Origin of the sequence: Streptomyces sp. NK08204 (assembly GCF_020400585.1) — a bacterium.
Taxonomy (GTDB): domain Bacteria; phylum Actinomycetota; class Actinomycetes; order Streptomycetales; family Streptomycetaceae; genus Streptomyces.
This window is the reverse complement of record NZ_JAINVF010000003.1, coordinates 426,033-451,820: the sequence shown is the minus strand read 5'-3', so window position 1 is coordinate 451,820 and position 25,788 is coordinate 426,033. Positions and strand designations below refer to the sequence as shown.

The 25,788-nt window shown below is 70.7% G+C and carries 21 protein-coding genes and 1 pseudogene; 6 read left to right on the top strand and 16 right to left on the bottom strand.

Features of this window, described 5'->3' with window-relative positions:
* The 11 genes and pseudogenes from K7G59_RS07825 to uvrC all read right to left on the bottom strand — a co-directional run.
* Positions 1-240 (bottom strand): annotated as a pseudogene (locus tag K7G59_RS07825) (glucose-6-phosphate isomerase); the annotation flags it as partial.
* Between the two features lie 83 nt (positions 241-323).
* Positions 324-1,592 carry an MFS transporter gene (locus K7G59_RS07820; RefSeq protein ID WP_225831498.1) on the bottom strand — a complete coding sequence of 423 codons (1,269 nt, stop codon included), beginning with the start codon at positions 1,590-1,592 and terminating at the stop codon, positions 324-326.
* Positions 1,593-1,733: 141 nt separating this feature from the next.
* Positions 1,734-2,021, bottom strand: coding sequence for an RNA polymerase-binding protein RbpA (locus tag K7G59_RS07815; protein WP_067232139.1), 288 nt, complete (start codon positions 2,019-2,021; stop codon positions 1,734-1,736).
* A gap of 257 nt (positions 2,022-2,278) precedes the next feature.
* On the bottom strand, positions 2,279-2,515 hold the full coding sequence (gene secG, locus K7G59_RS07810; RefSeq protein WP_225831497.1) for a preprotein translocase subunit SecG: 237 nt from the start codon (positions 2,513-2,515) through the stop codon (positions 2,279-2,281).
* Positions 2,516-2,623: 108 nt separating this feature from the next.
* On the bottom strand, positions 2,624-3,379 hold the full coding sequence (gene tpiA, locus K7G59_RS07805; RefSeq protein ID WP_225831537.1) for a triose-phosphate isomerase: 756 nt from the start codon (positions 3,377-3,379) through the stop codon (positions 2,624-2,626).
* A gap of 41 nt (positions 3,380-3,420) precedes the next feature.
* Positions 3,421-4,632 carry a phosphoglycerate kinase gene (gene pgk, locus K7G59_RS07800; RefSeq protein ID WP_225831495.1) on the bottom strand — a complete coding sequence of 404 codons (1,212 nt, stop codon included), beginning with the start codon at positions 4,630-4,632 and terminating at the stop codon, positions 3,421-3,423.
* Positions 4,633-4,768: 136 nt separating this feature from the next.
* The gene (gene gap / locus K7G59_RS07795) at positions 4,769-5,776 is read right to left on the bottom strand and encodes a type I glyceraldehyde-3-phosphate dehydrogenase (protein WP_225831494.1); all 1,008 of its coding nucleotides are present in this window, start codon (positions 5,774-5,776) and stop codon (positions 4,769-4,771) included.
* A 515-nt stretch (positions 5,777-6,291) separates the two neighbouring features.
* Positions 6,292-7,281 carry a DNA-binding protein WhiA gene (gene whiA / locus K7G59_RS07790; RefSeq protein ID WP_225831492.1) on the bottom strand — a complete coding sequence of 330 codons (990 nt, stop codon included), beginning with the start codon at positions 7,279-7,281 and terminating at the stop codon, positions 6,292-6,294.
* The gene (yvcK, locus tag K7G59_RS07785; protein WP_225831490.1) at positions 7,272-8,342 is read right to left on the bottom strand and encodes a uridine diphosphate-N-acetylglucosamine-binding protein YvcK; all 1,071 of its coding nucleotides are present in this window, start codon (positions 8,340-8,342) and stop codon (positions 7,272-7,274) included. Before yvcK ends, whiA begins: the two co-directional genes overlap by 10 nt.
* A complete protein-coding gene (rapZ, locus tag K7G59_RS07780) occupies positions 8,339-9,328 on the bottom strand; it encodes an RNase adapter RapZ (RefSeq protein ID WP_225831487.1) in 990 nt (329 codons plus the stop codon). Before rapZ ends, yvcK begins: the two co-directional genes overlap by 4 nt.
* A complete protein-coding gene (gene uvrC / locus K7G59_RS07775) occupies positions 9,325-11,406 on the bottom strand; it encodes an excinuclease ABC subunit UvrC (protein ID WP_225831485.1) in 2,082 nt (693 codons plus the stop codon). Before uvrC ends, rapZ begins: the two co-directional genes overlap by 4 nt.
* Before the next feature lie 361 nt (positions 11,407-11,767).
* Here uvrC and K7G59_RS07770 point away from each other — a divergent pair, with 361 nt between their 5' ends.
* A complete protein-coding gene (locus K7G59_RS07770) occupies positions 11,768-12,715 on the top strand; it encodes a hypothetical protein (RefSeq protein WP_225831483.1) in 948 nt (315 codons plus the stop codon).
* 32 nt (positions 12,716-12,747) lie between these two features.
* Here the strand turns inward: K7G59_RS07770 and K7G59_RS07765 are convergent, their stop codons facing one another.
* Positions 12,748-13,176, bottom strand: a complete 429-nt coding sequence (locus K7G59_RS07765; RefSeq protein WP_225831480.1) for a Rieske (2Fe-2S) protein — start codon at positions 13,174-13,176, stop codon at positions 12,748-12,750.
* A 375-nt stretch (positions 13,177-13,551) separates the two neighbouring features.
* Here K7G59_RS07765 and K7G59_RS07760 point away from each other — a divergent pair, with 375 nt between their 5' ends.
* Positions 13,552-14,667, top strand: a complete 1,116-nt coding sequence (locus K7G59_RS07760; protein ID WP_225831479.1) for a LacI family DNA-binding transcriptional regulator — start codon at positions 13,552-13,554, stop codon at positions 14,665-14,667.
* The gene (locus tag K7G59_RS07755; RefSeq protein ID WP_225831477.1) at positions 14,664-15,575 is read left to right on the top strand and encodes a carbohydrate kinase; all 912 of its coding nucleotides are present in this window, start codon (positions 14,664-14,666) and stop codon (positions 15,573-15,575) included. Before K7G59_RS07760 ends, K7G59_RS07755 begins: the two co-directional genes overlap by 4 nt.
* 191 nt (positions 15,576-15,766) lie before the next feature.
* Here K7G59_RS07755 and uvrA read toward each other — a convergent pair whose 3' ends face one another.
* The gene (gene uvrA / locus K7G59_RS07750) at positions 15,767-18,796 is read right to left on the bottom strand and encodes an excinuclease ABC subunit UvrA (RefSeq protein WP_225831474.1); all 3,030 of its coding nucleotides are present in this window, start codon (positions 18,794-18,796) and stop codon (positions 15,767-15,769) included.
* A 224-nt stretch (positions 18,797-19,020) separates the two neighbouring features.
* On the opposite strand from uvrA, the gene K7G59_RS07745 reads away from it, so the two are divergent.
* Both K7G59_RS07745 and K7G59_RS07740 read left to right on the top strand, forming a co-directional pair.
* On the top strand, positions 19,021-19,707 hold the full coding sequence (locus K7G59_RS07745; protein ID WP_225831473.1) for a maleylpyruvate isomerase family mycothiol-dependent enzyme: 687 nt from the start codon (positions 19,021-19,023) through the stop codon (positions 19,705-19,707).
* 44 nt (positions 19,708-19,751) lie between these two features.
* Positions 19,752-20,408 carry an MBL fold metallo-hydrolase gene (locus K7G59_RS07740; protein WP_225831471.1) on the top strand — a complete coding sequence of 219 codons (657 nt, stop codon included), beginning with the start codon at positions 19,752-19,754 and terminating at the stop codon, positions 20,406-20,408.
* Between the two features lie 270 nt (positions 20,409-20,678).
* Here the strand turns inward: K7G59_RS07740 and aroQ are convergent, their stop codons facing one another.
* Positions 20,679-21,152 carry a type II 3-dehydroquinate dehydratase gene (gene aroQ / locus K7G59_RS07735; RefSeq protein WP_225831469.1) on the bottom strand — a complete coding sequence of 158 codons (474 nt, stop codon included), beginning with the start codon at positions 21,150-21,152 and terminating at the stop codon, positions 20,679-20,681.
* Between the two features lie 211 nt (positions 21,153-21,363).
* Between aroQ and K7G59_RS07730 the strand changes: the two genes are divergently transcribed.
* A complete protein-coding gene (locus K7G59_RS07730) occupies positions 21,364-22,635 on the top strand; it encodes an MFS transporter (protein WP_225831535.1) in 1,272 nt (423 codons plus the stop codon).
* Between the two features lie 51 nt (positions 22,636-22,686).
* Here the strand turns inward: K7G59_RS07730 and K7G59_RS07725 are convergent, their stop codons facing one another.
* Together K7G59_RS07725 and K7G59_RS07720 are read right to left on the bottom strand one after the other, a co-directional pair.
* Entirely contained in the window at positions 22,687-23,691 is a 1,005-nt protein-coding gene (locus K7G59_RS07725) for a TerC family protein (protein ID WP_225831467.1), read from the bottom strand.
* Between the two features lie 99 nt (positions 23,692-23,790).
* A complete protein-coding gene (locus K7G59_RS07720) occupies positions 23,791-25,752 on the bottom strand; it encodes a TerD family protein (protein ID WP_225831465.1) in 1,962 nt (653 codons plus the stop codon).
* Between the last annotated feature and the right edge of the window lie 36 nt (positions 25,753-25,788).

The window sequence follows — 25,788 nt, the reverse complement described above, 5'->3', positions numbered from 1 at the left end:
CAGGCCGAAGACGTCGGTGGCGGCGGCCAGCTCGCGCAGCAGCCGCAGCGTCTCGTCGGTGACCAGGTGCTTGGAGTAGTCGATGTACAGATCACCGACCCGCAGGGTGTACCCGGTGCCGCGCTCCGGGTCGGCGGCGAACAGGTCCCGCAGGTGGGTGTCGGCCAGTTCCTCGCGGTGCTTGGCGAGAGCGGTCCATTCGGGTGTCTGATTGAGCCTGGTACGGGCGTCTGCGTTCATGTGCGACTCGAGCCTTCTTTCCTGCCTGTCCGTGCTGCATGGTGCTGCGTACCTTGCCCCGCTGCCGGTCCCAACCTAATTGATCAGGGCGCGACGTGACGTCTTGTGGCGCTGTCGTCGGCCACGGCCGCCGGTATGTCCGCCCTGCCCGCCGCTGTCAACGACGTGACGGCGAGGGCGAAGAGCGCGGCGGCGAGCAGGGCAGGGCCGTTCAGGCCCCAGGCACGGGCGGCGGCGCCGCCGAGGAGCGCGCCGAGCGGGGCCCCGGACGTCGAGGCCGTGCGGAAGGCGGAGGCGATACGGCCCACCATCGCCTCGGGGCTGCGGTGCTGCATCAGCGTCACCTGGTTGACGTTCCACACCATGTTCATCGCACCCAGCAGCAGCATCCCGGCGACGAGCGCTGTCACGTGGCGGACGGACCCGATGAGCAGCAGCGATGCTGTCTGGACACCGCCGGCGACCAGCAGGGCCCGCACCCGGCCGGTGTGGCGGGCGACGCGTTGTGCGAGGAAGCCGCCCGAGATGCTGCCGAGGGAGTAGGCCGTCATCGCCGCCGCGTACCCGGCGTTGCCCGCGTCGAGCCAGCGCGTCACATGCAGCGCCAGGGTGGCGATCAGGGCGCCCATGCCGATGTTGCACAACAGCGTGGCGACGCAGGTCGCGCGCAGGGCGCGGTCGCCCCACAGGGCGTGCAGGCCCTCGGCGATCTCGGTCCGCAGGGTGCTTCCGGCGGGCCGCGGTGCCCGCTCCGGGGGCCGTGTGCGCAGGGACGCCACCAGGGCGGCGGCGGCCAGGAACGTGCTCGCGTCGGCCGCGAACGGCAGAGAGGCACCGGCCGTCAGCAGCAGCGGCACCAGCGGCGCGGCGAGCAGCCCCCCGGCGAGCTGCTGACCCGTCATCAGCCGGGCGTTGGCGCTGCCCAGGCTCTCGCGGTCCACCAGGGAGGGCAACAGGGCCGTGGCGGCGTTGTCGAAGAGCGTCTGGAGCGTGGTCAGCGCGAAGGCGAGCACGAGCAGCAGCGGGATCGAGGCGTGGCCGAGTCCCACGGCGAGTGCGAAACCGGCGACGAGCAGTCCGCGTACGGTGTCCACGGCCCACATCGCCCGCCGCTGGTCGATCCGGTCGGCCACGGCTCCGCCGAGCAGCCCGAACAGCAGCCAGGGAACGTAACCGCAGGCGGTCACCGAGGCGATGACGAGGGGGTCGTCGCTGAGGCGCACGGCGAGCAGCGGCAGCGCGGACGTCCGCAGGGCGTCCCCGAACCGGGAGACCACGGCGGCCGTCCACAGCCGTCCGAATCCCCCGCGCCATGCGGGTGCGCCCGTGCCCGCCTCCTCGACCGCTGCCATGTCTCCCCCTCACCGCACGCAGATGCGCACACCGTGCCGATGCACTCACCGTAGAGGGCACCACTGACAACGGGTCGGCCGCGAGCGGGCGGACACAGCTGACGGCCGGGTGCCCGCGGACACCCGGCCGGTTCTCAACTCCTAGATCTCACCGCGCAGTTTGGCGAGCGCCTCGGCGAGGATCGCCTCGCCGTCCGCGTCGCTGCGCCGCTCCCGTACGTACGCAAGGTGCGTCTTGTACGGTTCGGTGCGCGGCGGGTCCGGCGGGTTGTCCTGGTCCTGACCGGCCGGGAAGCCGCAGCGCGGACAGTCCCAGGTGTCGGGGACCTGCGCGTCGCTGGCGAAGCTCGGCTGCGTCTCGTGCCCGTTGGAGCACCAGAAGGAGACGCGCAGCCGCGGCGCGGACTCGCCGCGCTCGGCCTCGCCCATCGGCCCCGCCCCGACCCGGCTTCCTCGGATCGCGTTGCCACTTGCCACGGTGTAACTCCCTGCGTGATGGTGCCGCGAAGCGAGTCGGCGTTTCGCTTCGTTGCGAGCGCCTCAGTCTACGTAAGGCCCAACGCGCGTCCAGTGATTGGAGTTACCGCTCCCCTACCCAGACGCAAGCCCCATGATAGGCCGCGCTCAGGAGCGCGTACCGAACATGGGGCCTTACGTACGGAATGTATGTGGTTGTGCGACGCTGATCAGTTGTTCGTCTTCATCAGCAGACCGAGGACGACGATGCTGGCGAACCAGAGCAGACCGATCACGATGGTGATCCGGTCGAGGTTGCGCTCGGCGACGGAGGAGCCGCCGACGGAGGACTGCATGCCGCCACCGAACATGTCGGAGAGGCCGCCGCCCTTCCCCTTGTGCATCAGCACCAGCAGCATCAGCAGCAGGCTGAAGATGATCAGGGCGATCGAGAACCCCAAAACCACGGCTGGACCAACTTCCTCGGATTCGGATGGACGACGGGGGCACAGCACTGCGGCTGTGCCCCCGCCAGGGTACGACGTATCGCCGCTACCGCCTACTCACGGACCGGCTCAGTGATCGCGGAAACGCACGATCTTTACGAACTCCTCGGCGTCCAGCGAGGCGCCGCCGACCAGGGCGCCGTCGATGTCGGCCTGCGCCATGATCTCGGCGCAGTTGCCTGCCTTGACGGAGCCGCCGTACTGGATGCGGACCTTGTCGGCCACGTCCTGCGAGTACAGCTCGGCGAGCTTGCCACGGATGGCGGCACAGACCTCCTGGGCGTCCTCGGCGCCGCAGACCTTGCCGGTGCCGATGGCCCAGACGGGCTCGTAGGCGATCACGACGGTCTCGGCCTGCTCGGCCGGGAGGCCCTTGAGACCGCCCTCCACCTGGGCGAGGGTGTGGGTCACATGGTTGCCCGCCTCGCGGACGTCCAGTTCCTCGCCGACGCACAGGATCGGGGTGAGGCCGTGCTTGTAGGCGGCCTTGACCTTGGCGTTGACCAGTTCGTCGGTCTCGTTGTGGTACTGGCGCCGCTCGGAGTGGCCGATGACCACGTAGGTGCACTTCAGCTTGGCCAGCATCGGGCCGGAGATCTCGCCCGTGTAGGCGCCGGAGTCGTGCTGAGAGATGTCCTGGGCGCCGTACTTGATCTTGAGCTTGTCGCCGTCGACCAGGGTCTGCACGGAGCGCAGGTCGGTGAAGGGCGGCAGGACGGCGACCTCGACGGCCTCGTAGTCCTTGTCGGCCAGGGCGAAGGCGAGCTTCTGGACGTGCGCGATGGCCTCGAGGTGGTTGAGGTTCATCTTCCAGTTGCCCGCCATCAGCGGCGTGCGCCCGGAAACATTAGATGCAGCCATGTAGGTCAGTCCTCCAGTGCGGCGAGGCCGGGGAGCGTCTTGCCCTCGAGGTACTCGAGGGAGGCGCCGCCGCCGGTCGAGATGTGGCCGAACGCGTTCTCGTCGAAGCCGAGCGTACGCACGGCCGCGGCGGAGTCACCGCCGCCGACGACGGTGAAGCCCGGCGAGTCCAGCAGGCCCTGCGCGACGGCCTTGGTGCCGCCCGCGTAGTCGGGGTGCTCGAAGACACCCATGGGGCCGTTCCAGAAGACCGTGCCCGCGTCGGCGAGCTTCGCGGCGTACAGCTCACGGGTCTTCGGGCCGATGTCGAGGCCCTCCTTGTCGGCCGGGATGGCGTCCGAGGAGACGACGTCGGGGTGGGCGGGCGCCTTCGTCTTCAGGTCCGGGAACTCGGACGCGACCAGGACGTCGACGGGGAGCACGAACTCGACGCCGCGCTTCTCCGCCTCCGCCAGGTACTGAAGGCACGTGCCCTTCTGGTCCTCCTGGAGCAGCGAGATGCCCACCTCGTGTCCCTTGGCGGCCAGGAAGGTGTACGCCATACCGCCGCCGATGAGGATGCGGTCGGCCTTCTTGAGCAGGTTGTCGATGACACCCAGCTTGTCGGAGACCTTGGCGCCGCCGAGCACGACCACGTACGGGCGCCGGACGTCGTCGGTGAGCCTCTTCAGGACGCCGACCTCGGTCGCGATGAGGTAGCCGGCGTAGTGCGGCAGCCGGGCCGGGAGGTCGTAGACGGAGGCGTGCTTGCGGTGCACCGCGCCGAAGCCGTCGCCGACGTAGATGTCGGCCAGGGCGGCGAGCTGGCCGGCGAAGGCGCCGCGCTCGGCGTCGTCCTTGGACGTCTCGCCGGGGTTGAAGCGGAGGTTCTCCAGGACGGCGACCTGGCCGTCGGCGAGGCCGGCGACCGTGTCCTGGGCGGACTGCCCGACGGTGTCGGTCGCGAAGGCGACGCCGGAACCGAGGATCTCACCCAGCCGCGCGGCGGCCGGGGCGAGGGAGAAGGCGGGGTCCGGGGCACCCTTGGGGCGGCCCAGGTGCGAGGCGACGACCACCTTGGCGCCCGCCTCCGAGAGCGCCTTGACGGTGGGCGCAACGGCGCGGATGCGGCCGTCGTCGGTGATGGTGGTGCCGTCGAGCGGCACGTTGAGGTCGGCGCGGACGAAGACCCGCTTGCCGCTGACGCCGGCGGCGAGAAGTTCGTCGATCGTCTTCATTGAGTGGACTCCAAGGAGGGCTCGTTGTGCACCTGATCGTAAAAGGACGTGGTCGGCACGCGAGACAGGGCCCGGACAGCGCGGCGGTGCGCTGCCCGAGCCCTGCTCTCACTTCAAGGTCGTGCTGCTTGTGCGATCAGAGCTGACCGCCGACGAAGACCGTGAGGTCGACGAGGCGGTTGGAGTAGCCCCACTCGTTGTCGTACCAGCCGATGACCTTCACGTTCTTGCCCTCCTGGACCATGGTCAGGGAGGAGTCGAAGGTGCAGGACGCCGGGGCGTTGACGATGTCGGAGGAGACGATCGGGTCCTCGGTGTAGTCGAGGAGGCCCTTCAGCTCTCCCTCGGCAGCCTTCTGGAAGGCGGCGTTGACCTCTTCCTTGGTGACCTCGCGGCCCAGCTCGACGACGAGGTCGGTGACCGAGCCGGTCGGGACCGGGACGCGCATCGCGATGCCGTCGAGCTTGCCCTTGAGCTGCGGCAGGACCAGGGCGGTGGCCTTGGCGGCACCGGTGGTGGTCGGGATGATGTTCTCGGCGGCGGCACGGGCGCGGCGCAGGTCCTTGTGCGGGAAGTCCAGGATGCGCTGGTCGTTGGTGTACGCGTGCACCGTGGTCATCAGACCCTTGACGATGCCGAAGTTCTCGTCCAGGACCTTCGCCATCGGCGCCACGCAGTTGGTGGTGCAGGAGGCGTTGGAGATGACGTGGTGGTTCGCCGCGTCGTACTTGTCCTGGTTGACGCCCATCACGATGGTGATGTCCTCGTCCTTGGCCGGGGCCGAGATGAGGACCTTCTTGGCGCCGCCGGCGAGGTGCTTGGCGGCGTCGGACTTGTTGGTGAAGATGCCGGTGGACTCGATGACGATGTCGACGCCCAGCTCACCCCAGGGGATGTCGGCCGGGTCGCGCTCGGAGAGCACCTTGATGGTGTGGCCGTCGACGGTGATGGTGTCGGCGGTGTGGGAGACCTCCTGCTTGAGGCGACCCAGGATCGTGTCGTACTTGAGCAGGTGAGCCGTGGTCGCGGTGTCACCCAGGTCGTTGACAGCCACAACCTCGATGTCCGCGCCCTGCTCCAAGAGCGCGCGGAAGTAGTTACGACCGATGCGGCCGAAGCCGTTGATGCCTACGCGGATCGTCACGAACCGATCTCCTCGTGGTACGCCGGCCATGCGGTGCCGGCGGCTCTGTTTGGGATGTCCCCGACCACCAATGACCCTACCTCTCCGAAGGCCCTTGGGTGACATTCAGATGCCGCATAAAAGGGCAGGCAGTCCGTACCCGCCAGTAGGCGTACGGAACACCTCGGATCGGGGGTTGTTTCGCCCCCTTTTGCCTGAGAATGCCGGTGCGTGTTGGCTGCCTTTTCACTCGTTCGTGAGCGGGTCGTCTCACCTGATCACGGCCGATTCTGCGCACTATTGAGAGGGGGTTGCGCTCACCTGCTAAATATTGTCAGCGTCTTTCTCGGCAATATGGCTCTTTCACTCGTCACGGCGTTGACCGAAGTCCCTCGCACGGCGTTATCCGAACCCCTCATGGCGTTATCCGGACCCCTGTGACGACGTTGCCCGGAGCCGCTCGGCGACTCCGGGCAACGCGAAACCGATATGCCTCTTCCACCGGGCATTCGTGCGGGCGATGGTGCGGCTCGGGCTCAGCCGGCCAGGTTGTCCGCCAGATCCTCCGACAGGTTGGCCTCCGTGCCGGGGATGCCCAGGTCGGCGGCGCGCTTGTCGGCCATGGCCAGCAGCCGGCGGATCCGGCCTGCGACGGCGTCCTTGGTGAGCGGCGGGTCGGCGAGCGCACCCAGCTCCTCCAAAGAGGCCTGCTTGTGTTCCATGCGGAGCCGGCCGGCAGCGGCGAGGTGCTCGGGCACCTCGTCACCGAGGATCTCCAGGGCCCGCTGCACCCGGGCACCGGCGGCCACGGCGGCGCGGGCCGAACGGCGCAGGTTGGCGTCGTCGAAGTTGGCGAGACGGTTCGCCGTGGCGCGCACCTCGCGGCGCATCCGGCGCTCCTCCCAGGCCAGCACCGACTCGTGCGCGCCGAGCCGGGTGAGCAGCGCGCCGATGGCGTCACCGTCGCGGACGACGACCCGGTCCACGGTGCGCACCTCGCGGGCCTTCGCGGCGATGGACAGCCGGCGGGCGGCGCCGACCAGCGCGAGCGCGGCCTCCGGACCCGGGCAGGTCACCTCCAGCGAGGAGGAGCGGCCGGGCTCGGTCAGCGAGCCGTGCGCCAGGAAGGCCCCGCGCCAGGCCGCCTCCGCGTCACAGGTGGCCCCGGAGACCACCTGCGGGGGCAGGCCGCGGATCGGACGGCCACGGCCGTCCACCAGCCCCGTCTGGCGAGCCAGCTGGTCGCCTCCCGCGACGACCCGGACCACGTAACGCGAGCCGCGGCGCAGGCCGCCCGGCGCCATCACGATCAGCTCCGAGCTGTGGCCGAAGATCTCCAGGATGTCCCGCTTGAGGCGGCGGGCGGCCATCGCAGTGTCCAGCTCGGCCTCGATCACGATGCGCCCGCTGACCAGATGGAGGCCGCCGGCGAACCGCAGAACGGCGGAGACCTCCGCCTTCCTGCAGCAGGTCCGGGTGACGGGGAGCCGGGAGATCTCGTCCTTCACCGCTGCCGTCATCGCCATGGGCCGATCCTTCCATGCATCCGAAAAATACGGTCGTACGCGGCGGCCAACAGCTCCGGGTCGTGCCGGGGTGAACCGTCGGGCCGGGCCACCGGGGCCAGCTCGACCGCGGCTCCGAGCCGCTTGGCGGCCTCGGCGAGCGCATCGCGGTCGGGCACGGCAGCCTCGTCGGCCAGCACCACGTCCAGGGCGAGTTTAGGGGCGTGTCGCCCCAAAACCTCCAAATGACGCTGCGGGGAGAACCCCTCGGTTTCTCCCGGCTGCGGGGCGAGGTTCAGGGACAGGACCTTGCGCGCCTTTGTCTGGGTGAGCGCGTCCAGCAGCTCGGGGACGAGCAGGTGCGGGAGCACCGAGGAGAACCAGGAGCCGGGACCGAGCACCACCCAGTCCGCGTCCAGGACCGCCGCGACGGCCTCGGGGACGGCGGGCGGGTCGTTGGGGACCAGGTGCACGGACTGCACCTCGCCGGGCGTCAGTGCCACGGTCGCCTGCCCGCGCACCGTGTCCACGTCGTCCGGGCGCCTCGGGTCGTGCCCCTTGACCATGGCCTGCAACTCCAGGGGCACGGCGGACATGGGCAGCACCCGTCCGTGCGCGCCGAGCAGCCTGCCGACCAGGTCCAGAGCCTGGACATGGTCGCCGAGCTGCTCCCACAGGGCGACGATCAGCAGGTTGCCGACCGCATGCCCGTGCATCTCGCCCTTGGACTGGAAGCGGTGCTGGATGACCCGGGCCCAGGTCTGGCCCCAGTCGTCGTCGCCGCACAGTGCGGCCAGAGCCTTGCGCAGGTCGCCGGGCGGCAGGACGCCCAGCTCGTCACGCAGGCGCCCGCTGGAGCCGCCGTCGTCGGCCACGGTGACGACGGCGGTGAGGTCGCCGGTGATCCGGCGCAGCGCGGCGAGCGAGGCGGACAGGCCCATGCCGCCGCCGAGGGCGACCACCTTGGGCTGCGCGCCGCGGCGGCGCGGCCTCGCACCGCGGGGCTCGGCCGCGGCGCGGGCCGCGCGCCCCTCCGGTACCACGCGGCGCAGCCGGCTCAGCCGCCGTGTACGTTCCGTCATTCCCGTCCCATGTCCCGGTGTACGACCACCGTCTCCACCCCTTCGGCCGCGAGGCGCGCGGCGAGCTTCTCCGACACCGCGACCGAGCGGTGCTTGCCGCCGGTGCAGCCGATCGCGATGGTCACGTACCGCTTGCCCTCGCGCCGGTAGCCGGCCGCGACGAGCCGCAGCAGCTCGGCGTACCGGTCGAGGAACTCCTTGGCACCGGGCTGGTTGAAGACGTAGGCGGAGACCTCCTCGTTGAGCCCGGTGAACGGGCGCAGCTCCGGCACCCAGTGCGGATTGGGCAGGAACCGCATGTCCGCGACCAGATCGGCGTCGACCGGCAGGCCGTACTTGAAGCCGAAGGACATCACCGTGGCCCGCAGCTCGGGCTCCTCCTCACCGGCGAACTGGGCGTCCATCTTGGCGCGCAGCTCGTGCACGTTGAGGCTGGAGGTGTCGATCACCAGGTCGGCGTCGCCCCGCAGCTCCCGCAGCAGTTCCCGCTCGGCGGCGATGCCGTCCACGATGCGGCCGTCACCCTGGAGGGGGTGCGGGCGGCGCACCGACTCGAAGCGGCGCACCAGGGCCTCGTCGGAGGACTCCAGGAAGACGATCCGCCGGGTGACGCCCCGGGTGTCGAGGTCGGCGAGGGACTCGCGCAGGTTGTCGAAGAAGCGTCGGCCGCGTACGTCCACGACGACCGCGATCCGTGCCACGTTGCCCTGGGAGCGGGCCCCCAGCTCCACCATGGTGGGGATGAGGGCGGGCGGGAGGTTGTCGACGACGAACCAGCCGAGGTCCTCCAGGCACTTGGCGGCCGTCGACCGGCCCGCTCCGGACATGCCGGAGATGATCACCAGTTCGGGGATGGCCGCTTCGGGGCCCCCGGCTGGTGTGACGTCCGTACTCACCTGTGCTCCGTTTTCCTGAGCCGCCTGCTGCGGCTCCCCCACGGCCGTCTGTTCTCGGTCCGCTGTGGGCTGTGCATCGTGCTCGGTCATGTCTCCTGCCCCCGTCGTTCGTCCGGGTGGCCCGCGGTCACGGGCTCCCCCGAGGAACCCCCCGTCGTGTCGGGTTCCCCGTCTTCAATGATCTCTCCGGTCGCCGTGTTCACGGCGGGTGCCGCCGGGGCCGCCTGGGCGAGGGCCGCGGCGATGGTCTCGGCCGTCTTCCTGCCTATCCCGGGCACTTCCTGGATCTGCTCGATTGTGGCGGACCGGAGCTTCTTCACGGAGCCGAAATGCTTGACGAGCGCCTGTTTGCGGGTCTCACCGAGGCCGGGCACGTCGTCCAGGGGGCTGGAACGCAGGCGCTTGGTGCGCTTGGTGCGCTGGTAGGTGATCGCGAAGCGGTGGGCCTCGTCACGGACACGCTGGAGCAGGTACAGGCCCTCGCTGGTGCGGGGCAGGACCACGGGGTCGTTCTCACCGGGCACCCAGACCTCCTCCAGACGTTTGGCGAGGCCACAGACGGCGATGTCGTCGATGCCCAGTTCGTCCAGGGCGCGCCGGGCGGCGGCGACCTGCGGCTGCCCGCCGTCGACGACGACCAGCTGGGGCGGGTACGCGAACTTCCGGGGGCGGCCGTCGTCGTCCTTGGGGCCGTTCCCGAGTCCGCCCTCGGTCTCGTCCTCCACCCACTCGCCGGTCTTCTCCTTCTCGGCGAGGTAGCGCCGGAAGCGGCGGGTGATGACCTCGTGCATGGAACGCACGTCGTCCTGACCGGTACCGTGCCAGATCTGCGTGTCTCCGACACGTCCCTTGATCTGGAAGCGCCGGTACTCGCTCTTGCGCTGCAGCCCGTCCTCGAAGACGACCATGGAGGCGACCACGTCGTCGCCCTGGAGGTGCGAGATGTCGTAGCACTCGATCCGCAGAGGGGCGCTGTCCAGGTCGAGGGCCTCGGCGATCTCCTCCAGGGCGCGCGAGCGCGTCGTCAGGTCGGAGGCGCGCTTGGTCTTGTGCAGGGCGAGCGCCTGCTGGGCGTTGCGCTGCACGGTCTCCATGAGCGCCTTCTTGTCGCCGCGCTGCGGGATGCGCAGCGACACGTTCGAGCCGCGCCGGCCGGTCAGCCACTCCTGCACCGGCAGGACCGGCTCGGGCAGCGCCGGGACCAGGACCTCCTTGGGCACCGCGTCCCCGGTCTCCTCGCCGTACAACTGCTGAAGGGCGTGCTCCACCAGAGCGCCGGTGGTGACCTCCTCGACCTTGTCGGTCACCCAGCCGCGCTGGCCGCGCACCCGGCCGCCGCGCACATGGAAGATCTGGACGGCCGCCTCCAGCTCGTCCTCGGCGACGGCGACGAGGTCGGCGTCGGTCGCATCGGCGAGCACGACCGCGTTCTTCTCCAGGGCCTTCTTCAGGGCCTCGATGTCGTCCCGCAGGCGCGCGGCCCGCTCGTACTCCATCTCCTCGGCCGCCTCCATCATCTGCTTCTCCAGACGACGCAGGTACGTACCGGTACGGCCGGCCATGAAGTCACAGAACTCCTCGGCCAGCTCCCGGTGGTCCTCGGGGGTGACCCGGCCGACGCAGGGGGCGGAGCACTTGCCGATGTAGCCCAGCAGGCAGGGCCGGCCGGTGCGGGCGGCGTTCTTGAAGACACCGGCGGAGCAGGTGCGCACCGGGAAGACGCGCAGCAGCAGGTCCACGGTGTCGCGGATGGCCCAGGCGTGCGCGTACGGCCCGAAGTACCGCACACCCTTCTTCTTGTGACCGCGCATCACCTGCACCCGCGGGAACTCCTCGCCCATCGTCACCGCGAGGTACGGGTAGCTCTTGTCGTCGCGGTACTTGACGTTGAACCGGGGGTCGTACTCCTTGATCCAGGAGTACTCCAGCTGGAGCGCCTCGACCTCCGTGGACACCACGGTCCACTCCACGGACGCGGCGGTGGTCACCATCGTCCGGGTGCGCGGGTGCAGGTTCGCCAGGTCCTGGAAGTAGTTCGCCAGGCGCTGACGCAGGCTTTTCGCCTTTCCGACGTAGATCACCCGGCGGTGCTCGTCACGGAACCGGTACACCCCGGGGGAGTCCGGGATCTCTCCCGGCCTGGGGCGGTAGCTGGAGGGGTCGGCCATGTCCCACACCCTACTGGCGAGCACCGACACAGCGTCGGGCCTGTGGACAACGCCCGCACCCGTACGGCTCAGGGGACCTTGCGCACGCCGTACCCGGGCGCCGCGCACCCGTCCGGCGGGCGGCACGGCTCGCGGCGATCACGGTCGCAGCTCGGCCACGACTGCGCGCCGACCGGGTCCGAGGTGTTGTCGGGGTCTGGTCAACACGCTTCAATGCGGGGGAACTCAGGGCCGTGCACACGGCGCCCGCGCACGCCGTGTGCACGCCCGGGCGCCGACGGCGCCGACGGGCAGGCCCCGGGGGACCCGCGCCGAACGGTCTGACCAGCCGTCGTGACATCTCACAGAAAGGCCCCTGTGCATGCTGCACGCCACAGAACACGCGGACGTCCCCACCGCTGAACTGGACACGGTCCTGCGGGGTGGCCCCTTCCACGTGGCGCTGCGCGCCGCGATCGCCGCGCGCGGCCTGCCCCTCCAGCGGGTGCAGCACCATCTGTCTCGCCACGGGGTGAAGGTCGGCGTGACCAGCCTGAGTTACTGGCAGCAGGGCGCCCGCCGCCCGCAGCGCCCCGAGTCGCTGCGGGCCGTGCGGGCACTGGAGGAGATCCTCCATCTGCCGGACGAGTCGCTGATCCGCCTGCTCGCCGAGTCCGACGGCCGCGCCGCCGACGGCCACCCGGCGGCGCACACGTACCGCTCCCTGGTCGAAGCCTCCGACGTCCTGAACCGGCTCCAGAGCGAGCTGGGCTGGTCCCTCGACGGCGGTCTGCACACCCTGGGCCACCATGAACTGGTCCGGATCGACGCCCAGCGCCGGCTGCTGGGCCGCGAGTGCCACCACATCGTGCGCGCCCACCACGACGGCGTCGATCGCTTCCTCGCCGTCCACCACGGTGACCCCGGCTGCAGCCCGCGCGACATGCGCGTGGTGGCCCTGGAGAACTGCCGCACCGGGCGCGTCCGCTGGGACCAGGCCACCGGTGTGCTGGTGGCCGAGCTGCTCTTCGGTACCCGGCTGCGCACCGGCGACACGTTCCTCTTCCGGTACGGCGTGGAGGACGGCACCGCCGGGGACTCGCGCGAGTACGTCCACCGGTGCGGCTCTGCCGGCGGCCAGTACGCGCTCCAGGTGCGCTTCGACGCAGCGGCCCTGCCGACGCGCTGCCACCGCTTCACCCAGCACTCGCCCGCGGCCCCGCGCAGCGGCCGGCAGGAGCTGCCGATCAGCGGACCGCACCACAGCGCCCACGTGGTCGAGCCGCGGATCCGGCCGGGCGTCCTCGGTATCGCCTGGGACTGGGAGTAAGGGCGCGGCACCCGTCCCCGGTGCCGGTGAGGTCAGGCGCCGGGCCCGGCCACGATCCTGCCGTTCGCGGCCTTCACCGGAAGCTCGTTCAACGGCTCGGTGGCCGGTGACTGCACCACCTTGCCGGTCACCGCGTCGAACTGGCTGCCGTGGCAGGGGCAGATCAGGGTCGTCCCCTGGAGCTTGTTGATGGCGCACCCGGCGTGCGTACAGACCGTGCTGTACGCCTTGAGGGCGCCGCTGCCGTCCCGGCTGACCACCACGTTGTGATCCCGGAAGAGCTTGGCGCCGCCCTTGGCTACCTCACTCTCGGCCCCGAGGTCGACCGGCGCGGTCGGGGTCGCCGAGGCATCGTCGCCGTAACCCGGCCCGGCGCAGGCGGCCAGGCCGAACCCGGCCACCGGCGCCGCGGCGGCTCCTCGAAGAACGGTACGGCGGCTCGCGGACGCACGGGCGGGCATCTGGGTCTCCAGCGGATCAGGGGGTTGTGCAGGCCGACGATACCCGGCCAGGAGGGTGGGGGCCGGAGGGGGGCGGGGCCTGGAGAGGGCGACCGGCGGGGGGAGGCGACCGGCGCAGGGCGACCGTTGCGGAAGGCGACCGTTGCGGAGGGGGCGGGGCCGGCCGGGACGACGGTCACGGAGGACGATTCCCGCGTGGATCGGCAGGGGCCGCGGGCAGCTGAGGAGGCACCCGCAGCGGGCGGCTCCGGCACGTAAGCGTTTACGCAAGCGTTTACGCAAGGTTGGCGAATGGGATACCTTCGCGGCCAGAAGGGCCCGCACAGCAGCCCAGCGGCCGGTCAGCCCATCGGCCCGAGACCCCACTGGAGCGCTATGCCCACCATGGCGGACGTCGCCCGGAGCGCCGGAGTCTCCGTGGCGACCGTGTCCCACGTTCTCAACGGCACGCGCCCGGTGCTGCCGCACACCCGGCAGGCCGTGCTGGACGCCGTCGATGCGCTCGGCTACACGCCCAACGGCCTTGCCCGCGCCCTGGTGACCTCCCGCACCCGCTCCATCGGCCTCGCGGTGTCGGTGATCGGCAACCCGTACTTCACAGAGATCGTCCACGGCGTGGAGGCCGCCGCCCTGGAGGCCGGCTACAGCCTGCTCATCGCCGACCCGCACGACGACCCGGAGCACGAGCGCAAGGTCGTCCGGCTCCTCCACGAGCGCCGTGTGGACGGCATGATCGTCGCCCCGTCCGCGAGCGCGCATCACCTCGTGTCCTACCTCCACCGGCACGCCGTACCGACCGTCTTTCTCGACCGGGTGGTCACGGAGACCGACGCGCCGGTGCACGGGGCCCCGCGCTTCGACCAGGTCTGCGCCGAGAGCGCCGAACCGACGGCTCGGCTCGTCACCCACCTCGCCGGTCTGGGCCACCGGCGAATCGGTCTGGTCGCAGGCATGCCTGGGCTCAGCACGACCAGTGAGCGTATCGCCGGCTACCGGCAGGGTCTCGCCGCCGCCGGCCTGGCCTACGACGACGGCCTTCTGGTCTCCGGCAACTCCGGGTCCGCCGGCGCCGAGCGGGCCACGGCGGCACTGCTCGCGCTGCCCAATGTGCCCACGGCCCTCGTCACCGCCAACAACGCGATGACCATCGGCGCCCTGCGCGCCCTGCGCCGGCAGCACCTGTCCGTGCCGGACGACATCGCCCTGTGCTGCTTCGACGACTTCCCGTGGGCCGACCTGTTCTCTCCTCGGCTCACCGCCATCGCCCAGCCCAGCAGGGAGATCGGCACCCAGGCCGTCCGGATTCTCCTGGACCGGCTGGCCGAGCCGGACCGGGCCGCCCGGACGCTGCGCCTGCCGTGCGCGTTCGTGCACCGCACGTCCTGTGGCTGCCCGGAGCAGCCCGCCCGGGCCGCGGGGACCGCGCGGGAACCGGGGGCGGAGGCGCGAACCGAACCATCCACGCTGTCCGAGAAGGGACCCGTCTCGTGATCGTCGTCGCCGGTGAGGCACTGATCGACCTGGTACCGCAGGGCCCCGGCGCCCTCGCCGGCCTGAAACCGGCGCTCGGTGGCGGCCCGTACAACACCGCCGTGGCCCTCGGTCGCCTCGGCTCCCCCACCGCCTTCCGCTCCCGCACCTCCCACGACGCCTTCGGTGAGGCTCTCCTCGACGGGCTGCGACGGGCGGGGGTGGACGTGTCGGACGTGCAGCGTGGGCCGGAGCCGACCACCCTCGCCGTCGCGACCCTCGACGCCGGGGGGTCGGCCGCCTATTCCTTCTATGTGAACGGCACCGCCGACCGCCTGTTCACCGCCTCCTCCGCGCTCCCCGAAGGCACGCGCGCGGTGGCCTTCGGCACCTGTTCACTCGTCCTGGAACCGGGGGCGAGCGCCTATGAGGAGCTGATGCGAACCGCGTCCGGGCAGGGCCTGTTCACCGCGCTCGACCCCAACATCCGGGCGGGTCTGATCCCGGACGCGGAGGCCTACCGGGCGCGCTTCGAGCGCTGGCTGCCCTCGGTCACCCTGCTGAAGCTTTCCACGGAGGACGCCGCGTGGCTGGGTGGCACCCCGCGGGAGTGGCTGACCGCGGGGCCGCAGGCCGTGGTGGTCACCCGCGGCAGCAACGGCCTGACCGTCTTCACCCGGGACGGGGCGGAGTATTCCGTGCCCGGTGAGAAGGTCGAGGTCGTGGACACCATCGGCGCCGGAGACACCGTGAACGCCGCACTGCTGCACGGGCTGTCCGTCCGGGACGCGCTGTCCGCGGAGGCCCTTGCCGGCCTGGGACGGGACGGCTGGACGCGGCTGCTGCGGTTCGCGGCACGCGCGGCGGCGATCACCTGCTCGCGGGCGGGGGCGGAGCCGCCGTACGCGGCCGAGTTGGGCGAGCTGTGAGCCGGGCCGACGGGTGCCCGTTTCCTCTCTGGTCTTGTCAAGGTTCGACCGGCCCCGCGGTCTGTGGAACCAGCGAGCCGCAGAGCCGGGGTGGCTGTTGACAGAACGAGCGGCGCCCCGTGGGAAGTTCCCACGGGGCGCCGGATCTTTGACGTCGTGTCAGCATGACCGCGACACGGCCTGACTCGCTCTCAGGCCTTGCGGGCCCGGGTCGCCTTCTTCGCGGGTGCCGCCGCCTTCTTCGTGACCGCGGCGGCCTTCTTGATCGCCGTGTTGTCGGCCTTGGCCGTCACCGTCCTCTTCGCCGCCGACTCGGCCGCGGCCGTCTTCCTGGCCGCTCTGGCCCGCGGCGCCCGCACCGGCTCCGCGTCGCTGATGCGGTCGGCGTCGAGGATCTCGCGCAGGAACTTGCCCGTGTGGCTGGCCGGAACGCCGGCGACCTCCTCGGGCGTGCCCTCGGCGACCACCAGACCACCGCCGGCCCCGCCCTCCGGACCCATGTCGACGAGCCAGTCGGCGGTCTTGATCACGTCGAGGTTGTGCTCGATGACGATGACGGTGTTGCCCTTGTCGACCAGGCCGGAGAGCACCTTCAGCAGCTTGCTGATGTCCTCGAAGTGCAGACCGGTGGTCGGCTCGTCCAGGACGTAGACCGTGCGCCCGGTGGAGCGCTTCTGCAGCTCGCTGGCGAGCTTGACGCGCTGCGCCTCACCGCCGGACAGGGTGGTCGCGGACTGGCCGAGCCGGACGTAGCCGAGGCCGACGTCCTTCAGTGTCCGCAGGTGCCGGGAGATGGCCGGAACGGCCTCGAAGAAGTCGGTGGCCTCCTCGATCGGCATGTTCAGCACGTCGGCGATGGACTTGCCCTTGTAGTGGACCTCCAGGGTCTCCCGGTTGTAGCGGGCGCCGTGGCAGACCTCACAGGGGACGTAGACGTCCGGGAGGAAGTTCATCTCAATCTTGATCGTGCCGTCGCCCGCGCAGTTCTCGCAGCGCCCGCCCTTGACGTTGAAGGAGAAGCGGCCGGGCTGGTATCCGCGGACCTTCGCCTCGGTGGTCTCGGCGAACAGCTTGCGGATGTGGTCGAAGACGCCGGTGTACGTCGCCGGGTTGGACCGTGGGGTGCGGCCGATGGGCGACTGGTCGACGTGGACGACCTTGTCGACCAGGTCGTCGCCGTCCACGCGCGTGTGCCGCCCGGGGACGTTGCGCGCGCCGTTCAGTTCGCGGGCCAGGTGCGTGTAGAGGATGTCGTTGACCAGCGTCGACTTGCCGGACCCGGAGACGCCCGTCACGGCCGTGAACACGCCGAGCGGGAAGGACACGTCGATGTCCTGCAGGTTGTTCTCACGGGCGCCGTGCACGGTGAGCTGCCGGGACAGGTCGCGGGGGCGCCGCACGTCCGGGACGGGGATCGACCTGCGGCCGGACAGGTACTGCCCGGTCTGCGACTCGGGGTTGGCGAGCAGCTCCTTCAGGGAGCCGCTGTGCACGACCTTGCCGCCGTGCTCACCGGCACCAGGGCCGATGTCCACGATCCAGTCGGCGACCTTGATGGTGTCCTCGTCGTGCTCCACGACGATGAGCGTGTTACCCATGTCGCGCAGCCGCACGAGGGTCTCGATCAGCCGGTGGTTGTCGCGCTGGTGCAGGCCGATGGACGGCTCGTCCAGGACGTACAGGACGCCGACGAGTCCGGAGCCGATCTGGGTGGCCAGGCGGATGCGCTGGGCCTCGCCACCCGAGAGAGTGCCGGCCGCGCGGTTGAGCGAGAGGTAGTCGAGGCCCACGTCGACGAGGAAGCGCAGCCGCTCGTTGACCTCCTTCAGCACCCGCTCGGCGATCTTCTTGTCGCGGGCGTTCAGCTTCAGCTCGCCCAGGAAGTCCGCGCAGTCGCTGATCGACATCGCGGAGACCTCGGCGATCGACTTCTCCATGATCGTGACCGCGAGGACGATCGGCTTCAGGCGCGTGCCCTCGCAGGAGGGGCAGGGCACCTCGCGCATGTAGCCCTCGAAGCGCTCGCGGCTGGCGTCGCTCTCGGCCTCGCCGTGCCGGCGCTTCACGAACGGCACCGCGCCCTCGAAGGGGGTGGTGTACACGCGCTCACGGCCGTACCTGTTGCGGTAGCGGACCTCGATCTGTGTCTTGTGACCGTAGAGCAGGGCCTTCTTGGCGCGCTGCGGCAGGCCCCCGAACGGGATGTCCGTGCGGAAGCCGAGCGCGTCGGCGAGAGCGCCGATCAGGCGCCCGAAGTAGTCCTTGGTATGGCCGTGCGACCAGGGGTGGATGGCGCCCTCGTCCAGGGACTTGTCCTCGTCCGGCACGATCAGCTCCGGGTCGACCTCCATGCGCGTGCCGATGCCGGTGCACTCGGGGCAGGCGCCGAAGGGCGAGTTGAAGGAGAAGGAGCGCGGCTCCAGCTCCTCGAAGGACAGGTCGTCGTACGGGCAGTACAGGTGCTCCGAGTACATGCGCTCGCGCTCGGGGTCGTCCGCGGGGAGGTCGACGAAGTCGAGCACGACCATGCCGCCGGACAGGCCGAGGGCGGTTTCCACGGAGTCGGTGAGGCGGCGCTTGGCGGAGTCCTTGACCGTGAGGCGGTCCACGACCACCTCGATGGTGTGCTTCTCCTGCTTCTTCAGGGTCGGCGGGTCGGAGAGCTGGATGGTCTCGCCGTCCACGCGCGCGCGGGAGTAGCCCTTGGTCTGGAGGTCTGCGAAGAGATCCACGAACTCGCCCTTGCGCTCACGCACCAGCGGCGACAGCACCTGGAAGCGACTGCCCTCCGGCAGCTCGAGGACCTTGTCGACGATGGCCTGGGGCGACTGGCGCGAGATCGGACGGCCGCACTCGGGACAGTGCGGCTTGCCGATGCGCGCGAAGAGCAGGCGCAGGTAGTCGTAGACCTCGGTGATCGTGCCGACGGTCGAGCGGGGGTTGCGGGAGGTGGACTTCTGGTCGATGGAGACGGCCGGCGACAGGCCCTCGATGAAGTCGACGTCCGGCTTGTCCATCTGGCCGAGGAACTGCCGGGCGTACGAGGACAGCGACTCCACGTAGCGGCGCTGGCCCTCCGCGAAGATCGTGTCGAAGGCCAGGGAGGACTTGCCCGACCCCGACAGGCCCGTGAAGACGATGAGCGAGTCGCGCGGCAGGTCGAGCGAGACGTTCTTCAGGTTGTGCTCGCGCGCGCCACGGACGATGAGACGGTCGGCCACGCCGGTCCGCACCTTTCTTGAGAGAAGTGACAGGGGCGAGGCCCCCGTGCTTCTTCAGACTAGGGGGAGCCACTGACAACGCCGGTCGGATTTCCCGGTTGCATAACACCCCCCGGCCATCCAGCATGCCCGACGCCACACCCGACCATATAGCACGCGCATTCGAATTGCGGACGCGGTTCACCAGCTTCACCCGAAGGTGTGGCGCGGCTAGGGTCGGGCGCATGATTGATCACGCTCATGACCTGGCCTGTGTACGCGACGCGACGGAACGGCTGCTCACCGCCGCCGCCGAACTGGACAACGCGTCGCTCGCCGCGCCGTCACGGCTTCCGGGCTGGAGCCGCGGACACCTCCTCGCGCACATCGCCCGTAATGCCGACGCTCTCGTGAACGTCCTTCAGGGCCGTCCCATGTACGCGAGCGCCGAGGCGCGGAACGCCGACATCGAGCGGGACGCCCCGCGCCCCCTCGATGTCCAGCTCGCCGACGTCCGTGAGAGCGCGGCCCGCTTCCAGGAGGCGGGGGCCGAGCCCGCGGACTGGACACGCACGGTGGAACTGCGCAACGGGGTGACCGACTCCGCAGCCCGGGTGCCGTTCCGGCGCTGGGTCGAGGTCGACCTGCACCACGTCGACCTCGGGGTGGGCTACGAGCTGGAGGACCTGTCCGGAGAATTCACGGAACGGGAGATCGACTTCCTGACGCAGCGGTTCTTCGGGAACCACGACATCCCGGCGACGCGCGTCACGGACGGCACGCGCGCGTGGAGCACGGGACGCGAGGCGGCCGAGCCCGAGGTCACCGTCATCGGCCGGCCGGCAGACCTGCTCGGCTGGCTCTCCGGGCGGCGCGACGGAGCGGAGCTGGAGGTGCAGGGCGGAGCGCTTCCGAAGCTTCCCCCTCTGTAGGGCGATCATGTTCCGCAAGGCCCTCCCGCTATAGGCTGACAGCCATGACGTACAGCGGAGAGGTCAAGGTCGGCGGACCGGCGGACGTCCACGAGCTGAAGGACCTGATGATCACCAAGATCGCGGTCGGCCCGATGGACAACAACGCCTATCTGCTGCGCTGCCGGGCCACCGACGAGCAGCTCCTGATCGACGCCGCCAACGAGGCGAAGACACTCCTGAACATGATCGGTGACGACGGCATCGCGTCCGTCGTCACCACACACCAGCACGGCGACCACTGGCAGGCGCTGGCCGAGGTGGTCGCCGCCACGGGCGCGCGCACCTACGCGGGCCGCGAGGACGCCGCCGGCATCCCGGTGCCCACCGACGTCCTGGTCGACGACGGCGACACCATCAGGGTCGGGCGCGTGGAACTCACCGCGCGCCACCTCGTCGGGCACACCCCCGGCTCCATCGCTCTGGTGTACGACGACCCGCACGGCCACCCGCACGTCTTCACCGGCGACTGCCTCTTCCCGGGCGGCGTCGGCAACACGCGCAGGGACCCGAAGGCGTTCGCCAGCCTGATCCACGACGTCGAGACCAAGATCTTCGACGTGCTGCCGGACGAGACGTGGGTCTACCCCGGACATGGCAACGACACCACGCTGGGCGCGGAGCGGCCCCATCTTCCGGAGTGGCACGCGCGCGGATGGTGACGCGCCGGTCGCCGCACGTCCCGCGCCCCGTGTGAACGCTTCGCACGTGCGGGCGTGCGCGCCTCCCGACCGGCGACGTGGGGTCGACCAGAGGCAGCACCGCACAGGACGACGGCTCCTGCGCGGTGCGGGCCGGCCTTCTCGCCCGCCCCCGTCCGGCGGCCCAGGCAGGGACCGATGCGACGCCGGCTGCCACTGGCGGGCTACGAGCTCACCGACTGCTGCGGCGGATCGTGGGGCCGGCGCCTGCGGCGGGCTGGCGGGAGTTTGTCAGGCGTCCGCCTGCGCCGCGCCCAGCAGGGCGGCGACACGCTCCACGCCGAACACGTACCCCTGCACCCCGCAGCCCGCGATGACACCGTCGGCGCGCAGCGAGACGTACGAGTGGTGCCGGAACGACTCACGCCGATGGATGTTGGAGATGTGCACCTCCAGCACGGGCATGTCGTCGCAGGTGTTGAGTGCGTCCAGAATCGCGACCGACGTGTGGGAGTAGGCGCCGGGATTGATGACGATCCCGCAGTGGCCCAGCCGCGCCTCGTGGATCCAGTCGACCAGCTCACCCTCGTGGTTGGACTGCCGGAAGTCGACGGTGCCGCCGTGCGCAGCCGCCGCCTTGGCGCACATCGCCTCGACGTCGGCGAGTGTGTCCTTGCCGTAGATCTCCGGCTGACGCTGACCGAGCAGGTTCAGGTTGGGCCCGTTGAGAATCATGATCGGGGCGTTGGCCAGGATGCGGGGCACGGTTCCTCCGGTCCGGTCGGAGCGGTCCGTCGGCGACCGCTGCTCGACCCCGGTCTATCACGGCACCGACGGCGGGTGTCGGACTGCGCACGCCGGTCACATCGGCGTGCGCTCCGGTACCGCTGGTCACGTCCGCACGCCCCCGTAACCCTTGATCACGGTGGGTAGTTGACGCGGTATGCACGATGTACGCGCCGTGAAGGCCCCGTCCATGCTGCGGCTCGCAGCCGCCTCCCTCGCCGGCACCGCGATCGAGTTCTACGACTTCTTCGTCTACGGGACGGCGGCGGCTCTGGTCCTGGGGCCTCTGTTCTTCCCGACGTTCTCGCCGATGGCGGGGACGCTCGCGGCGTTCGGGACGTTCGGCGTGGGCTTTGTGGCCCGGCCGCTGGGCTCGGTGCTGTTCGGGCATCTGGGGGACCGCCGCGGCCGGCGACCGGTGCTGATCCTCTCCCTGCTGCTGACCGGCGCCTCGACGGTCGCGGTCGGCTGCGTGCCGTCGTACGGGAGGATCGGTGTGGCCGCTCCGCTGCTGCTGCTCGCACTGCGCTTTCTGCAGGGGCTCGGGCTCGGCGGAGAATGGGGCGGTGCGGTGCTGCTGACCGCCGAACACGCGCCCGCGGGACGGCGCGCTGTGTGGACCAGCATCCCTCAAATGGGGCCTCCGTTCGGCTTCGTGCTCGCCAACGGCGTGATGCTCGCGCTGTCGGCGGCGCTGTCCGACGCGCGGTTCGCAGCCTGGGGGTGGCGCGTGCCGTTCTGGCTGGCCGGCGTGCTCGCGCTGGCTGGGCTGTGGCTGCGTTCGTCGCTCACGGAAAGTCCCCGGTTCCTGGAGATCGACGATCACGCGCGCGTGCCGATCGCCGAGGTCGTACGGAACCACTGGCGCCTGGTGCTGCTGACGGCCGGGGCGCTGGCCGCGGGCTACGCGGTCTTCTACGCGGTGACGACGTGGTCGCTGGCGTATGCGACGGAACGGCTCGGCGTGAGCCGTACGGTCATGCTGACCTGCGTCCTGGCGGCCGTGGTGGTGAACGGGGTGCTCACCCCCTTCATGGCACTGCTCGGCGACCGCTACGGGCGCCGTCCGATGTGCCTGACGGGATGCGCCGCGTGCGCGCTGTGGATGCTGCCGATGGTCGCGCTCCTGGCGACGGGCGAGCCGATGCCGATGTTCCTCGGCATCCTGGGGGCCCTGATCTCCTTCATCACCATGTTCGCCGTGATCGCCGCGTATCTGCCGGAGCTGTACGAGCCTCGGGTGCGCTGCACGGGTGCGGCGGTGGGCTACAACCTCGGCGGAGTCCTCGGTGGCGCTCTCACCCCGATCGTGGCCACCGCACTCGCCCACCGCGGCGGGCACGTCCCCTGGGCGGTGGGCGGGTATCTGACGGGGATGTCGCTGCTGAGCCTGGCCTGCTTCGCGCTGCTGCCGGAGACCCGGCCGGTGCCCGTGCCGGCGGTGGAGCCGGCCACGGGCTGACCGGGCGGGGTCAGGGGTTGATCTGCCTCGGGATCCCCTCGGTGAACCCGGTCAGGCGTCGACGGCCTCCTTCGGAACGCGTTCGCTCTCCTCCGCCCGCGCTGCCTGTGCCGCGGCCTGCTTCCGGGAGGCCACCAGGCTGGTGATCGTGGTGACGATCAGGACCCCGCAGATGACGCCGAGCGAGAGCGGGATGCTGATCTCAGGGACATGGACACCGGACTCGTGCAGCGCATGCAGCACCAGCTTGACGCCGATGAAGCCGAGGATGACGGACAGGCCGTACGACAGGTGGACCAGCTTCTCCAGCAGGCCGCCGATGAGGAAGTACAGCTGTCGCAGCCCCATCAGGGCGAAGGCGTTCGCGGTGAAGACGATGTACGGGTCCTGGGTCAGGCCGAAGATCGCGGGGATGGAGTCCAGGGCGAACAGGACGTCCGTGCTGCCGATGGCCAGCATCACGACGAGCATCGGGGTCATGACCCGCTTGCCGTTCTGACGGATCCACAGCCTGGTGCCGTGGTAGCGGTCGGCTACGCCGAACCTGCGCTCCGCGGCCTTCAGCAGCCTGTTCTCCTCGAACTCCTCGTCCTCCTCGTCGGCCAGGGCCTCCTGGACGAGCTTCCAGGCGGTCCAGATGAGGAAGGCACCGAAGAGGTAGAACACCCACGAGAAGCTGCCGAGGATCGCGGCTCCCGCGGCGATGAAGACGGCCCGCAGGACCAGGGCTATGAGGACGCCGACGAGCAGGACCCGCTGCTGATATCGCGGGGGGACGGCGAACTTCGCCATGATCAGGACGAAGACGAAGAGGTTGTCGACACTGAGTGACTTCTCGGTGACGAAGCCCGCGAAGAACTCTCCGGCCGGCCGCCCGCCACCGAAGACGAGCAGTCCGAGGCCGAAGAGTCCGGCCAGGGCGATCCAGACGACGGTCCAGACCCCGGCTTCCTTGACCGACACCTCGTGCGGCTTCCGGCCGATGATGAAGTCGACGGCGATGAGGGCGGCGAGGCCCAGGACAGTGAGGACCCACAGGGTCGGGGAGATTTCCACGGCACCTCCGGCTTGACGGCACGGAAAACGGTACCCCAATCACCAAGTATTGGTAAAGTGATTAGCAAAGAAAGGTCAAAAACCCCTGGTCAACCCCTTTTACCTGTATTTGGTTCTTGCCTTAGCCACCTCGGTGAGCACCTGCTGGAGGATCTGGCTGCCGGGCGGCACCAGCGCCGGTTCGTAGGTCCAGGCGTGCCCCACCCAGGGGTCGGCGAGATGGTCGTCGGGCACGGGAGTGAGCCGCATCAGCGAACGCCACAGCGGGTCCAGCAGAGGGCCGTACGCGGCGGCGTCCTCCCGGTCCGCCACCATCAGCAGGTGCACGCCGACGGCCGGGCCCTCGTCGGCGAGGTAGCGCAGCCGGGTCACGGCCCGGTCGTCGAAGCCGTGCGGGAAGTCGTTGACGATCAGGAGCTGCCGGGCGAGGTCGACATCGGGCGGCAGTGACTCGGCCGCGCCGCCGCGCACCGCCATCTGCAACAGGTCGACCCGCCGCGTGAGTCTCTCCAGCGCGTCCGTCACGCCCCGTGCGCCGCTCGCGGGCGGGACGGCGAGTGCCTCCGTCCGTGTCAGCGGCAACAGCGCCCGGCCTCCCGCGCCGGCCGGGTCGATGACCTGCACGGCGAACTCCCCGGCCGGGTGCGCGGCGAGCATCCTGACCGCGAGGGCCACCGCCGTCTCCATCCCCAGGTGCCGCAGGTCGGGGAAGGTCCCACCGGATGCCGCCGCGGACCCGCTGTCGATCCACAGGCCCCGTTCCAACGGCAGCCTCACCAGCAGCGGGATGCGCAGCGGCGCGCACTCGGGGAGGTGGAGGTCACCGACGCGCACGGCCATCGCGGAGTCGGACGGTACCTGGTAGCCGTGCCAGACGGGATTGTCCCAGCGGGCATACGCCGGTGGGAGCGCGGGCTCGACGACCTCGGACTCGGCGGTCAACTGGGCGAGGTCACGCTCGAGGACCGCGCGCGCCTCGTCGACCAGCTTGCCCCGCCGCACACGGGCCGCCTCGCGTGCGGCCTCACCCGCCGTGCCGAGCCGACGGCGCGGGTCGCCGAGGAACTGCTCCAGCTCCTTCTCCATGCGGGAGTCGGCGAAGTCGACGGCACTGCGGTACGCGGCCGTGGTGCGAGCGAGGTCCTCGAACATCCCCCACACCTGGTTGTAGAGCCGCTCCTCCATCGACCAGCCCGCCGCGTCCCCGGCGACGGGCTGCGCGGGCACGCCGTCGGCGGCCGGAGGCGCCGCCGGGGCAGGCGGTGGCGGGGAGGTACGCGTACGGCGGCGAGGGTGGGTGTAGTCGATCGGGCCGCCGGTGCCCTCACCACCGTCGGGTGCCTCGGCGGTGTGCGGGCGTGGTGCGTCGTACAGGCGCTGGGTGTCGTACGACGGCAGCTGCCCCGTCACGGACCCGGAGATCTCCTGCGACGAGGAACTGCAGGGCTCCTGGGACGAGAAGCCGGAGGTGTCCTGCGGCCGGGGCGCCGGGTCCGTTGTCGCGCGGGCCGGGCTGCGGCCCACGGCGTCCTGGATCCCGGCCGTGATGTCGTCGGCCTCGCGCAGTGCCCGGTCGGCCAGGAGCGCGGCCAGGCCGCCCGCGTAGCCCTGGCCCACCGCGCGCACCTTCCAGGCGCCCTGACGGCGGTACAGCTCCACGGCGACGACGGCCGACTCGGCGTCCAGTCCGGTGAGTGTGTAACCGACGAGTTCGGTGCCGTCCGCGGCCGTGAGCGTGGTGTGCGGGGCGGCGACGGCCCCGAACCGGAGCGGGCCTTGTGTCGCCGCCGGCAGGGCGAGGAACACCTCGACCCGGTGCACCGCTTCGGGCAGGGCGGCCAGGTCCACGGTCAGGCGGTGCTCGGTGGCGGCCTGCCGGGGCACTTCGAGGCCGGACCGGGCGGGGGCGCCGGGGTGGACCACCCACTGGGGGCCGCGCACCGTTCCCGTCTCGTCGCCGAGCGTCGCTCCGGCCAGGACCGGCACGCCGGACGTGATCCGGATCTCCAGCCGGGCACTGGGCAGTGGGTGATTCTGCCCCCGGACCAGTTCGGCCGTCATCGCCCCTGCCCCCGTGTGTCGTGATGTCCTACGCCC